Origin of the sequence: Streptomyces sp. NPDC051940 (assembly GCF_040680895.1) — a bacterium.
Lineage (GTDB): Bacteria > Actinomycetota > Actinomycetes > Streptomycetales > Streptomycetaceae > Streptomyces.
Genome location: NZ_JBFAXR010000048.1, coordinates 20,818 through 33,901 on the forward strand (window position 1 = coordinate 20,818; position 13,084 = coordinate 33,901).

The window sequence follows — 13,084 nt, forward strand, 5'->3', positions numbered from 1 at the left end:
CCGCCTCCGGCATGACCGCCGACGAGTTCCGCGCGCTCTACGAGCGCCTGCGGCGTGAGGGGGCGCCATCCACCGGAGACGGCCGGCGCGGCGCGCTGCGCCGTCTGACGCCCGAGCGCGTGGCGAAGGCCGTCGCGGAGGTCCGCCTGGGGCGCACGGTGTCGCTGGCGGCTCCGATCGAGACCGTGCCGGGCCCCGACGACCCCGAGCCCGCCGTGCACCGGATGACCGGGCCGAGTGCGCACGACCTCCGGGCGGAAGGGCTGCACTTCGCCACCGACCGGTTCGCCATGAACGTGCACGGGGACGCGGACAGCCATCTCGACGCCCTGTGCCACGTCGTGTTCGACGGTGAGCTGTACGGCGGAGTACCCGCGAGCACCGTGACGGCCGAGCGCGCCCGCACGCTCTCCGTGGACCTGCTCCAGGACGGCATCGTCGGCCGGGGTGTGCTGCTGGACATCCCCCGGCTGCGCGGCGTGCCCTGGCTGGAACCGGGCGACCATGTGACGGCGGACGATCTGACGGCCGCCGAGTCCTCGCAGGGCGTCGGTGTCGGGCCGGGGGACCTGCTGTTCGTCAGGGTGGGGCACCGCCTGCGCCGTACGGAACTCGGGCCGTGGAACGCGGCGAAGGCCCGGGTCGGCCTCCATCCGACCGCCGTCGGGTTCCTGGCCGAGCGGCAGGTCGCGGTCCTGGGCGGCGACGGCAACAACGACACCGCGCCCAGCGCGGTGGAGGACATCGGCTTTCCCGTACACGTCCTGGCCATGCGCGCCCTGGGGATCCACCTCATGGACTACCTGCAGTTCGAGGATCTGGCCCCGCTCTGCGCGCAGACCGGGCGCTGGAGCTTCCTGTGCGCGCTCGCCCCCTTGCGGCTGCCCGGAGCCACGGGCTCGCCCGTGAACCCGGTCGCGGTGCTCTGACGGAGTCCGGTCCGGCGACCTGCCTCCGGTCGCCGTTCCAGGGCGGGGCGGATACGTTCGGTGGGGGGTGGGACCGCGTGGGCCCTTCGCGGCCGGGAGACAGGGTGTGACGCCAGGTCAGGCCCGTGATCACAAGGACGGTGGTCGCCGTGGGCGACGCCCCTCACTACGACGTCGTCATCATCGGTACCGGGGCCGGCGGCGGCACCCTCGCCCATCGGCTCGCCCCGTCCGGGAAGCGGGTGCTGCTCGTCGAACGCGGCGGCTACCTGCCGCGTGAGCGGGACAACTGGGACTCGACGGCCGTGTTCGTCAAAGGCAAGTACCGGGCACCGGAGTTCTGGATCGACCGGGACGGGACGGAGTTCCCTCCCGAGGTCAACTACTACGTGGGGGGCAACACCAAGTTCTACGGCGCCGCCCTGTTCCGGCTGCGGCCCGAGGACTTCGGCGAGCTCCGCCACCACGGCGGGCTCTCACCCGCCTGGCCGATCGGGTACGACGAGCTGGAGCCGTACTACACGCAGGCCGAGCACCTCTACCTCGTCCACGGACGGCACGGCGAGGATCCCGGCGAGGGTCCGGTGAGCGCCCAGTACGCCCATCCGCCGGTGGCGCACGAACCGCGCATCCAGCAGTTGAGCGACGACCTCGAGAAGCGCGGCCTGCACCCCTTCCACCTGCCGATCGGCGTCAATCTCAGCCAGCTGGACGGCGGGCGGGCCGCCCACTCCAGTGTCTGCATCCGCTGCGACCGGGTGGACGGCTTCCCGTGTCTGGTACGCGGGAAATCCGACGCCGAGGTGATCTGCGTCGAGCCGGCCCTGGAGCACCCCAACGTCGAGCTGGTCACGGACACGCAGGTGGTCCGCCTGGAGACCGACGCGCGCGGACGCAGTGTCAGCGCGGTCGTCGGGCGGCTCCCCGACGGCACGCAGGTGCGGTACACCGCGGATGTGGTGGTCGTCTCCTGCGGGGCCGTCAACTCCGCGGCACTGCTGCTGGCCTCTGCCAACGACCACCATCCCCGCGGACTCGCGAACAGCTCCGACGTGGTCGGCCGGTACTACATGCGGCACAACAACATGGCCCTCATGGCGGTGTCGAAGGAGCCCAACGACACCCGGTTCCAGAAGACCCTGGCGCTGCACGACTGGTACTTCGGCGCGGACGACTGGGACTTCCCGCTGGGCGGGATCCAGATGCTGGGCAAGTCGGACGCCGAGCAGATCCACGGCCAGGCCCCCAGATGGGCCGGCGCGGTCGCACCCGACATGCCGTTCGAGGTGCTGGCCCACCACGCCGTCGACTTCTGGCTGTGCGGCGAGGACCTGCCGCTGCCGGACAACCGGGTCACCCTCGACGCCGACGCCCGTATCCACCTCGCCCTCGACGAGAAGAACAACGTCGAAGGCCTGGAGCGGCTGCGGCACAAACTGCAGGGGATGCTTGGCCATCTGGGCATGCACGAGCACCACCTGCTGTCCCGCAGCATCTACCTGCACAAGGGCATGCCGATCGGGGCGACCGCGCACCAGGCGGGCACCGTGCGCTTCGGCGACGACCCCGCCTCCTCGGCTCTGGACACCGACTGCAAGGCCCACGATCTCGACAACCTGTACGTCGTCGACACGAGCTTCTTCCCGAGCATCGGTGCGGTCAACCCGTCGCTGACGGCCATCGCCAACGCCCTGCGGGTCGGCGACCACCTCCTGGCCCGACTCGGCTGAGGGGCGGCACTGGTCGGACGACGATGCCCGGCCCTGCCCCGACCGGACGAAGACGCCCCGCACTGCCCCGATCGGACGAAGATACCCGGCCCAACGGCCTAACGGCCGCTCCCGCGACATGCCCTCCGCCGCGGCCGGTGATTGGGTGACGTCCTGCCCGCCCGGCCCCGAGGGCGGAGCGCAGCCGCGCAGCGAGGAGGCAGGACGTCATGGATTCGGCCGTACAAGCACCGCAGGGTGTGATCCCGGCACGTCTGCTGCACGGGCAGAAGGCGCTGGTCACCGGAGCCAATTCGGGCATCGGCAAGGCCACGGCCATCGCCCTCGGCCGGGCCGGCGCGGACGTGGTCGTCAACTACGTGACGGACCGTGAGGCCGCCGAGCAGGTGGTCGAGGAGATCACTTCCGCCGGGGTGCGCGCGGCGGCGTACGAGGCGGACGTGTCGCAGGAGGACCAGGTCGTGGCCCTGATGGACCGGATGGTCAAGGAGTTCGGGACCATCGACGTCCTGGTCGCCAACGCGGGACTGCAGCGGGACGCCCGGCTGACGGACATGACCCTGGCCCAATGGCAGAAGGTCATCGACGTCAATCTCACCGGTCAGTTCCTGTGTGCCCGGGAGGCTGCCAGGGAGTTCCGGCGCCGCGGCGTGGTCCCCGAGGTGTCACGCGCCGCCGGGAAGATCATCTGCATGAGCTCCGTGCACCAGCTCATCCCCTGGTCGGGCCACGTCAACTACGCGTCGTCCAAGGGCGGTGTGCAGATGATGATGCAGACCCTGGCCCAGGAGCTCGCTCCGGAGAAGATCCGGGTCAACGGGGTCGCCCCGGGGGCGATCAAGACGCCGATCAACCGTGCCGCCTGGGAGACGGCGGAGGCCCGGGAGGACCTCATGCGGCTGATCCCGTACGAGCGGATCGGTGAACCCGAGGACATCGCCGACGCGGTGGTCGCACTCGCCTCCGACCTCATGGACTACGTGGTGGGAACCACCTTGTACGTGGACGGCGGCATGACGCTCTTCCCGGGGTTCGCCACCGGCGGATGACCCCCTCCCGGTCCGTCGCAGTCACGAACCCCGAAGGCTCGTATGCCCACCTCGCTCCACCTGCTGGCGGAAGCCCCGGCCCAGCTCCTGCCGGCCCGGGAACTCATGGCCTTCACCCTGGCGTCGCACATCATCCTGGTGCCCCTGGGCGTGGCCTTCCCCTTCATCACCCTGGTCATGCACTACCGCGGGCTGCGCCGCAAGGACGCCACGGCCCTCCTCCTGGCGCGGCGCTGGTCGGCCGTCATGGCGGTGCAGTTCGCGGTCGGCATCGTCACCGGCACGATGCTCTCGTTCGAGTTCGGTCTCCTGTGGCCCGGCCTGATGGGGAGGTGGGGTGATGTCTTCGGGATCGGATTCGGCGTCGAGGCCTGGGCGTTCTTCCTGGAAGCCGTGCTCATCGCCATCTACCTGTACGGGTGGCGGCGGCTGAAGCCCCGTACACACTTCCTGCTCGCCCTGCCGCTCCCGGCCACCGCGCTGCTCGGGGCGTTCGGGATCCTGGCCGCCAACTCCTGGATGAACACGCCGCAGGGCTTCTCCCTCGACGCCGAGGGCAACCCGGTCGACGTGAACGTACGGCAGGCGATCTTCACGCCGATGTTCGGTCCGCAGTACTGGCACTTCGTCGTGGCCATGATCGTCACCGCGGGCTTCATGGTGGCCGGCGTCTACGCCGTGGGCTGGCTGCGCGGCCGCCGCGACCGTTACCACCGGATCGGCTTCGCCGTGCCGTTCACCATCGCCGCGGTGGCCGCTCCGCTGCAGTTCATCCTTGGCGACGCCATCGCCCGGTCGGTGTTCCACAAACAGCCGGTGAAGTTCGCCGCGATGGAGATCGTCTGGGAGACCGACACCCGGGTACCGGAGTACCTCTACGGGCGCCTCCAGGAAGACGGGACGGTGTCGGGCGGCATCAAGATCCCGCTGCTCGACTCCGTACTGGCCGGATTCAGTCCGGACACCAAGGTGGTGGGACTGACCTCCGTCCCGGCCGACGAGCGTCCCACGGCCCTTCAGGCGACCATCGCCCACTGGGGCTTCGACACCATGGTCTTCATCGGGACCGCCCTGGTGCTCCTCGCCCTCTGGTACGGACTCGTCTGGCTGCGGCACCGCCGGCTGCCCGCCTCGCCGTGGTTCTACCGCTCCGCGGCCTGTGCGGGCGTCGCCTCCGTCCTGGCCGTCGAGTGCGGCTGGATCACCACCGAGGTGGGGCGCCAGCCCTGGATCGTGTACCAGAACATGCGGGTCGCCGAGGCGGTGACGTCGACCCGCTCCACCAGTCTGTGGATCATGCTCGGCGTGGTGGTGGTGGTCTACGTGTTCCTCTTCGGCTCGTTCCTCGCCGTCCTGCTCAAGATGCGCACCCGGTGGCGGCTCGCCGACGAGCAGCAGTCCGCGGGAGGCCCGGGCCACGTACCCGAGGCGGACGCCCCCTACGGTCCGCGGGGGCCGCTCCCCGCCGGCACGGGAGCCGCCCGGTCCGAGGACGGCCGCCCGTGACCGCCGACGTGATCGCCGTCGTGCTGCTCCTGGCCGTGACCGCCTACACGTGCGCGGGCGGCACGGACTACGGGGCCGGCTTCTGGGATCTGACGGCCGGCGGGGCGCGACGCGGCCAGCGTCCCCGGTGGCTCATCGACCACGCCATGGCGCCCGTGTGGGAGGTCAACAACGTCTGGCTGATCTTCGTCCTGGTCATCATGTGGACGGGCTTCCCCGTCCTGTTCCAGACCGTGTTCACCGCGCTGTGGCTCCCGCTGGTGCTGGCCGTCACGGGCATGGTCCTGCGCGGCGCCGGCTTCGCGTTCCGCAAGCCCTCCCGGCGGCTCGCCGGCCGCCGCCTGTACGGCGCCGCGTTCGCCTCGGCCTCGGTCGTCACGCCGTTCTTCCTCGGCGCCGCTGTCGGCGGCGTCGCGTCGGGGCGCGCGTCGCCCGGTACCGAGGCCTCGGCGGACGCCTGGTCCAACCCCACCTCGCTGGTGTTCGGACTGGTCGGCGTCGCCACCACGGCGTTCCTCGGCGCGGTGTTCCTCACCGGGGACGCCCGCCGGTTCGACGCGCCCGATCTGGTCGCCTACTTCCGGCGGCGGGCGCTGGGCAGCCTTGCCGTCCTCACCGTGCTGGCCGTGGTCACCGGGTTCATCACCCACGAGGACTCCCCGCATGTGTGGCACGGCCTCAGCCACGGGCTGGGACTGTTCTTCGTCGTCCTGGCCGGAGCCGCCGCACTCGCGACGGCCTGGCTGGCCATGCGGACACCGGGCGTGTGGGTGCGCGTCACGGCGGTGGGAGTCGTCGCGTCCGCTGTCCTCGCCTGGGGCATGGCCCAGCGCCCCTACCTCGTACCCACCTCCTTGACCGTGGCCGAAGCGGCGGGCGCGCCGGCCACCCTGACGTGGCTGGTGATCGTCACGCTGGTGGCCCTGGTGCTCGTCGTGCCCGCCGTCGTCCTTCTCTACTGGCTGGACACCCACGGTGAGCTGGCGGAGCTCACCGACGCCGAACTGCGGCGAAGCGAGCCGCGGTGAGCGACGACGAGATCCTGCTGGGAATCGCCCTGACCGTGGCGCTCGCCACCGGTTCGCAGATCCTGGCGAGCAAACTGCGCGTACCGGCACTCATCATCCTGCTGCCGGCCGGGTTCACCGCCGGTGCGATCACGGACGTCGTCCATCCGGACAACCTGCTGGGCTCGTCCTTCTCCGCCATTGTGTCGATCTCGGTCGCGGTGATCCTCTACGACGCGGGTCTGGGGCTCGACCTGCGCTTGCTCGGCGGCCGCACCCGGGGGGTCGTGGGCAGGCTGCTGGCGTACGGCGTGGTGCTCACCTTCCTCGTCACCGGGTCGGTCGCACCGGCGATGTTCGGGATTCCGCTGCACATGGCAGCGATGCTCGGCATGATCCTCGTCGTGTCGGGGCCGACCGTCGTGGGTCCGCTGCTCGACTTCGTACGCCCCAGCGACAAGGTACGGCGCATCCTGATCTGGGAGGGGACGCTGACCGACCCGATCGGCGGCATCCTCGGCGCCCTGACGTTCCACGCGGTCGCCTCGTCGCACCAGGTCGACATCGGCCGGGGCTACCAACTGGGCCAGTTCGGCCTCAGTCTGGCCGTCGGGCTGGCCGGCGGGGCCGTGGGCACGGCCCTGCTGTGGTTCACGCTGCGCGTCCTGCGGCTCGGCGAGACCCTGGGCACACTGGCTCAGCTCGCCACCGTGCTCGTCGTCTCCGCGGGCTCCGACATCGTGCGGGACGACACCGGACTCATCGCCGCGATCGCCACGGGCCTCGCCGTCACCAACCTCCCGGGCTTCGACATGCCCGCGCGGCGCCCCTTCTTCCAGACCCTGGTGCAACTGGTCATCGGGCTGCTGTTCATCTCCATCTCCGCGACCGTCACACCGGCCTCGCTGGTGCCGGTGCTCCTTCCCGCGCTCGGCCTCGTCGCGATCCTCGTCCTGGTGGTACGCCCGATCGTGGCACTGGCGGCGTCCGCGCGCACGGACCTCACCCGGGGCGAGCGCGGGTTCGTCGGATGGATGGACCCACGCGGCATCGTCGCGGCCGCCACGGCGTCGGCGTTCTCCGCCGGCCTGATCGAGCGTGGGGTGAACGGGGCGGAGAAGCTCCTCCCGGTCACCTTCCTGGTGATCGTGGGGACCGTTGTGCTGTACGCGCTGACGGCGGCACCGGTGGCCCGGCGGCTGGGTGTGGTCAAGGCGGCGGGCACGCGCGTCCTCCTCGTGGGCGGCGAGCCTTGGGTGGTCGACATGGGGCGGGCCCTGAAGTCCGCCGGCCTCGACGTGCTGATGTGGGCCGGACTCGACGAGGAGCGGCGACGGATCAGCGGAGCGGGAGTGGATCTGGCCAAGGGCGACCTGCTGGCCACCGGAATCAACCCCGGGGCGCGGCTGGAGGGCGTGACCGCGGTGTTCCTGGCCACGGACGACGACGACTTCAACGCGCTCGCGTCGGTCGTGATGCAGGACAGCGTGGAGGGGCCGGTCTTCCGCGTCGGGCCCCCGCACGACAGCCACGGAGTGGTCGCCCCGTACACGGGCGGCGACATCCTCTTCGGCCGCTCCCTGGTCCGGCACGTCCTGGCGGAGCGCTACGAGCAGGGCGCCCGGTTCGTGGTGCAGCCGGCCACCGTCCCGCCGCCGCCGGAGCACGACACCCTCTTCGTCGTACGGGCCGACCACCGGCTGTACCCGGTCACGGAGAGCCAGCAGGTCGCGGCGGGCGAAGGGGACACCGTCGTCCTCCTCGGCCCCGTCCCGACGGCCGCCGCCCGGTGAACCGGGCACGCGGGCAACCGTCCGCCACTGCCGGCTCCTTCGCGGTCAGCCGAGCATCCTGTCCAGGGTGATCGCCGCGTCGATCAGGGCCAAGTGCGTGAAGGCCTGCGGGAAGTTGCCCAGCTGCCGGCCCGTCAGGGCGATCTCCTCGGAGTACAGGCCCAGGTGGTTGGCGTAGGTGAGCATCTTCTCCAGCACGAGCCTCGCCTGGTCCGTGCGTCCGGCCCGTGCCAGGGCGTCGACGTACATGAACGTGCACAGCGAGAAGGTTCCCTCGGAGCCGGTCAGCCCGTCGGGTGACGCCGCGGGGTCGTAGCGGTAGACCAGGCTGTCGCTGACCAGTTCCCGGTCCATCGCGTCCAGGGTGGACTTCCACATCGGGTCGCCCGGCATGATGAAGCCGACGGTCGGCATCCGCAGCAGCGACGAGTCGAGCACGTCGGCGCCGTAGTGCTGCACGAAGGCCTGCTTCGCCGGATCCCACCCGCGGTCGAGGACCTGCACGTAGATATCGTCGCGCGCGTCGGCCCACCGGCCGCGTGCCGCGGGACGGCCGTCGTCGTCGGAGATCCGCAGGGCGCGGTCGAAGGCCACCCAGGACATGACCCGGCCGTAGGTGAAGTCCTTCCGGCCGCCACGGGTCTCCCACAGCCCTTCGCCGGGCTGGTCCCAGTGGTCGACCAGCCAGTCTAGAAGGGTGTGCAGGGCCTTCCAGCCCCCGATGTCGAGATGCATGCCGTGCTGGTGCGCGAAGTAGATGCTGTCGAGCGCCTCGCCGTAGATGTCCATCTGCAGCTGGTTCGCGGCGCCGTTGCCGATGCGGACCGGGGCGGAACCGCAGTATCCCTCCCAGTGCTCCAGCGTCTCCTCGACCAGGTCGGAGGAGCCGTCGACGCGGTACATGATGTTCAGCGGACCGGCGCCGTTCTCCGGGCCGGAATCCTCCTTCACCCGGTGGTGCAGCCAGTCCATGAACGCGGCCGCCTCTTCCTTGAAGCCCATCCCCAGCAAGGCGTACACGGAGAACGACGCATCGCGGATCCAGGTGTACCGGTAGTCCCAGTTGCGCTCTCCGCCCAGCTGCTCGGGCAGACCCGCGGTGGGGGCGGCGACCAGCGCGCCCGTCGGTGCGTAGGTCATGAGCTTCAGCGCCACGGCCGACCGTTCCAGCGCCTCCCGCCAGCGGCCCGTGTAGGTCGACTGGCCGAGCCAGGAGCGCCAGAAGCGCACCGTCTCGTCGAAGAGCTGCTGGAACTCCGCCACTCCGAACTCCCGCGGCGGCCCGCCGGGGGACGACTCCACGACCACGCCGCGCTGCTGGCCCGCCCGCAGGGTCAGGCTGAAACGCAGGTCGTCGCCGGCCCGGACGATGCTCAGCAGCCGCTGGTCGTGCGGCTCGCGGACCGGGTGGACGGCGAGGTGCAGGTCCGCCGAGGTGAACAGGGCCCCGTGCGCCAGGAGGTGCAGCTCGTGCGGCTTGCGGCCGTAGTCGAAGCGCGGAGCGATCTCCCCTTCGAACGTCATGCTGCCGCGTACGCAGCGCAGCATCCGGACCAGACGGTGCCGGTCGGTCGCGGTCGTTCCGGTCACCGGCATGAAGTCGACGACCTCTCCCGTCCCGTCCTCGGTCATGAACCGCGTCACCAGGACGGCGGTGTCCGGGTGGTAGAGCTGCTTGGTCGTGTACGAGTCCGCGGCCGGCCGTACGGAGAAGTGGCCGCCCTTGCGCCGGTCGAGCAGGGCGCCGAAGACGCTGGGCGAGTCGAAGCGCGGACAGCAGAACCAGTCGATCGTCGCGTCGGTGGCCACAAGCGCCGCCGTCTGCAGATCACCGATGAGGCCGTGGTCCTCGATCAGGGGGTAGTCGTCCATGATGAGCCTCTTCCGGCCCCGGTCGACCGCGCTGGGGCACCGTTGGGCGGCGGACGGGTTGGAACGGGCGCCGCTCGATCAGCTTAGGCCGACGGCGCCGCCCCGTCCTGGGGAGACGCACCAGGTGGCGGCGGTGGCCCTGCCGCTGCGCGGGCCACGGAACCGCTCTACCGTGAGCTGACGGGCCCTGCCGAGGGCCGTCGTCCCGTGTGCTTCCCCAGCACCGGTGTCCTCCAGGGTGAAGGGGCGTGACGTGGGTGTCCTGCCGCCCTGGGCGGCCAGGTTCCGGTTCCGGCAGTACGTGAAGGCAAGCCTGTGGATCGTGCCGATGTCCGGTCTCGTCCTGGGCGCCCTTCTCGCCGAGCTCGCACTGGCCGCCGACGGCCTGGACTGGCCGCCGAGCGGCTGGCACTACTCCGCGACGACGGCGAGCGGCGTGCTCACCGCCATCGTGGGGTCGATGGTGGCCCTGCTCGGATTCGTCGTCACCATCAGCGTGCTGGTCGTGCAGCAGGCGACGGGGACCCTCTCCCCCCGGTACATGCGGCTGTGGTACCGGGACCGGCTGCAGAAGGCCGTGCTGGCGACCTTCACCGGGACGTTCGCGTTCGCCTTCGGCCTGCTGCGCAGCATCGAATCCGGCTCCGTCCCCGACCTCGGGGTCACCCTGGCCGGCGTGGCGGTGGGCGTCAGCCTCGTGCTGCTGCTCGTCTACCTCAACCGCTTCACCCACAGCCTCCGGCCGGTGGCCATCGCCGAGCTGGTCGCGCGCATGGGGCGGACCGTCTTCACGACCGGGGCCGACGAGATCCGCAGCGCCGCGCCACGAGGACACGGAACCGTGCCGGCTGCCGGACCCACGATGAGCGTTCACGCCCGGCGGGGTGGGGCGATCCAGGCGTTCCACCTGGCCGCTCTGGTCGCGGAGGCGGAGCGCCACGACTGCGTCATCGTCGTGACCCGTCTGGTCGGGGACTTCGTGACACCCGGCACCGTGCTCGCCGAGATCCACGGGGGCACGTCGAAACCGGACCCGGCGCGGCTGAACGGGTTCGTCGCCCTCGGGCCCGAGCGAACCATCGAGCAGGACCCCGCCTTCGCACTGAGGATCCTCGTCGACGTCGCCATCAGGGCCCTGTCGCCTGCGGTGAACGACCCCACGACAGCCGTACAGGTGATCAACTACATCGAGTGGCTCCTGCACACCGTCGGCGGCACGCACCTCCCCGGCCGCTACGTCCTCGCCGATCGCCACGGGCGCGCCCGGCTCGTGCTGCCGGGGCGGGACTGGGACGAGTACCTGGAGCTCGCCGTCTGCGAGATCCGCGACTACGGGGATTCCTCCGTGCAGATCTGCCGGAGGCTGCGCGCCCTGCTCGAGGGGCTGCTCGACGCCCTGCCGCCGGAGCAGCACCCCGCGGTGCGTGCGCAGCTGAGCCTGCTGCGGGAGTCCGTCGAGCGGGAGTTCGCCGACCCGGGCCGGCGTGCCATCGCGCAGCAGGCGGACCACCAGGGCATCGGGGGGCAGCACCCCGCGTGACCCCGTTCCTGTCCGGCAGGGGCGGCCCGGTAGCCTGAACGGTCGCGGTCGGGGGACGTCTGATCCGTGCCGTTTCGATCGTTGTCGGTGGCACCGCCTAATCTGTCCGTCGTGACTGCACCTGCCACCGTTCCGACCGAGGCCGGGCCGCCGTACCCGGGCGCGGCCAGGCCCGCCCCGGGCCCGGCCGCCGACGAAGGCCTGGCCAGGCGGCTGCGCGCGCTCGCCTGCACGGCTCCGCTGCACGACCTGGACATGCGCAAGGCGATGCTGGCGGGGGAGTACGGCGTCTACGCGATGGCGGAGGTGGCGCTGGCGGCGATCGACCTGGTCACCCTGCAGATGGACTTCGACACCGGCGCGGACCACGAGCAGGTGGTCGCCAAGCTGCTGCCGCGGGTCGCCGCCCAGGCGCCGCGCCGGTCCGCGGAGGAGCACGAGCGGGTCGCCCGGTGGGTGCTGGACAACCTGATCAACGTCGGCAGCGTCGACCGCGGCTTCCGGGCGGTGTACGGCACGTTCGCCCCGGACGGCTCGTACATCCGCCGGGACTACGACTTCAAGCTGATCGAGGAGGTGCCGGGACCGGGCGGCGCGGTGTACCTCCGTACCACCGACGAGGCGGTCAACGTCCTGGTCGGCGCCCTCGACACCGACGTCACCAGCGCCCAGATCGCCGCCGAGGTGAAGCTCGAGGTGCTGATCCAGCGCGGCAGGCTCGCCGACGCCCAGCTGGCCGCCGAGCAGGCGCGCTACCGCACCGTGCAGTACGCGGAGACCCTGCGCCGGGCGCTGGAGGCCACCCGGCGCAACGTGCGCGCGGTGGACTGGCTGCGGGCCGTCCCCGACATGATCAACGAGGCGCTCGACCACGTCGCCGACCGGTACCGGCACGAGAACGCCATCCTGACCAACATCCGCAAGTCCCGCGACGAGGCGGAGGACCACGAGCACAAGCGCCGCGCCGCCGAGCTCGTCGACATCGTGAAGGACTGCATCCGCCGGCACACGCAGCTTCAGTCGCGGCTGCTCGACGCCGGCCCGCTGTTCCGCGCCGAACAGGACCGGCAGGCGTTCGCCACCCCCGCCGCGCACTCGGGGCTCGACCTGTACGGCCAGCTCCTCGCCCCGGTACTGCCGCTGCCGCTGGAGCAGTCGATCCGGGTCACCGACGCCTGGTTCGCACGCGGCACCGGGCTGCGCTCGCCCCATTCCGTACGCGTCGTGGACCTGGTCGAGATGCTGTTCACCCCGCCCGTGGAGCGCGATCACCTGGGCGCGGAGATGCCCGAGCCGGACCTGATCGCCACCCCCGACGACAGCCGTTTCAGCGAGGAGCAGCTGGCCCGCGCCCTGGAGCTGCTGGAGCTGCCGCCCGACGCCCCGCGCCGGCTGTCCGGCCTGCTGGCCGAGGCCCGCCGCCGCGACCCCTCGCTGCCGTACCTCGTCGCCCTGCTCGCCGTGCACGCGGCCAGCCCCGCGGTGGGCACCGCGTACCGCCAGGGCGAGGAGCGGCTGCTGTTCGCCGTCGACGACGGCACCGAACTCGACGACCCCGAGTTCGGCGGGGCCGACCTGATCGTCGGCACGGCCCTGCTGGACGCCGCGGGCATGGCCGCGGCCCGGACGGAGGCCACGCCGTGACACTGAACGGAGCA

General features: G+C 71.4%; 9 protein-coding genes. 8 read left to right on the forward strand and 1 reads right to left on the reverse strand.

The annotated features are described in order from the left end of the window. Positions 1-11 precede the first annotated feature (11 nt). The 6 genes from AB0M28_RS19970 to AB0M28_RS19995 all read left to right on the forward strand — a co-directional run bounded on the left by AB0M28_RS19970 (position 12) and on the right by AB0M28_RS19995 (position 8,014). A complete protein-coding gene (locus tag AB0M28_RS19970) occupies positions 12-929 on the forward strand; it encodes a cyclase family protein (protein ID WP_365406344.1) in 918 nt (305 codons plus the stop codon). 149 nt (positions 930-1,078) lie between these two features. Next, positions 1,079-2,659, forward strand: a complete 1,581-nt coding sequence (locus AB0M28_RS19975) for a GMC family oxidoreductase (RefSeq protein ID WP_365406346.1) — start codon at positions 1,079-1,081, stop codon at positions 2,657-2,659. A 209-nt stretch (positions 2,660-2,868) separates the two neighbouring features. Beyond that, entirely contained in the window at positions 2,869-3,708 is an 840-nt protein-coding gene (locus AB0M28_RS19980) for an SDR family oxidoreductase (protein WP_365406279.1), read from the forward strand. A 42-nt stretch (positions 3,709-3,750) separates the two neighbouring features. After that, complete coding sequence (locus AB0M28_RS19985; protein ID WP_365406282.1) at positions 3,751-5,214, forward strand: cytochrome ubiquinol oxidase subunit I; 1,464 nt, start codon at positions 3,751-3,753, stop codon at positions 5,212-5,214. Continuing rightward, positions 5,211-6,242 (forward strand): cytochrome d ubiquinol oxidase subunit II, encoded by a 1,032-nt coding sequence (locus AB0M28_RS19990; RefSeq protein WP_365406285.1) that lies wholly within the window; start codon positions 5,211-5,213, stop codon positions 6,240-6,242. The genes AB0M28_RS19985 and AB0M28_RS19990 overlap by 4 nt, the downstream gene beginning before the upstream one ends. Continuing rightward, positions 6,239-8,014, forward strand: a complete 1,776-nt coding sequence (locus AB0M28_RS19995) for a cation:proton antiporter (protein WP_365406288.1) — start codon at positions 6,239-6,241, stop codon at positions 8,012-8,014. Before AB0M28_RS19990 ends, AB0M28_RS19995 begins: the two co-directional genes overlap by 4 nt. Before the next feature lie 45 nt (positions 8,015-8,059). Here AB0M28_RS19995 and AB0M28_RS20000 read toward each other — a convergent pair whose 3' ends face one another. Further along, complete coding sequence (locus tag AB0M28_RS20000; RefSeq protein WP_365406291.1) at positions 8,060-9,886, reverse strand: glycoside hydrolase family 15 protein; 1,827 nt, start codon at positions 9,884-9,886, stop codon at positions 8,060-8,062. A 253-nt stretch (positions 9,887-10,139) separates the two neighbouring features. On the opposite strand from AB0M28_RS20000, the gene AB0M28_RS20005 reads away from it, so the two are divergent. Further along, entirely contained in the window at positions 10,140-11,426 is a 1,287-nt protein-coding gene (locus AB0M28_RS20005) for a DUF2254 domain-containing protein (protein WP_365406294.1), read from the forward strand. Between the two features lie 111 nt (positions 11,427-11,537). Continuing rightward, a complete protein-coding gene (locus AB0M28_RS20010; RefSeq protein ID WP_365406296.1) occupies positions 11,538-13,070 on the forward strand; it encodes a hypothetical protein in 1,533 nt (510 codons plus the stop codon). Positions 13,071-13,084: the final 14 nt, after the last annotated feature.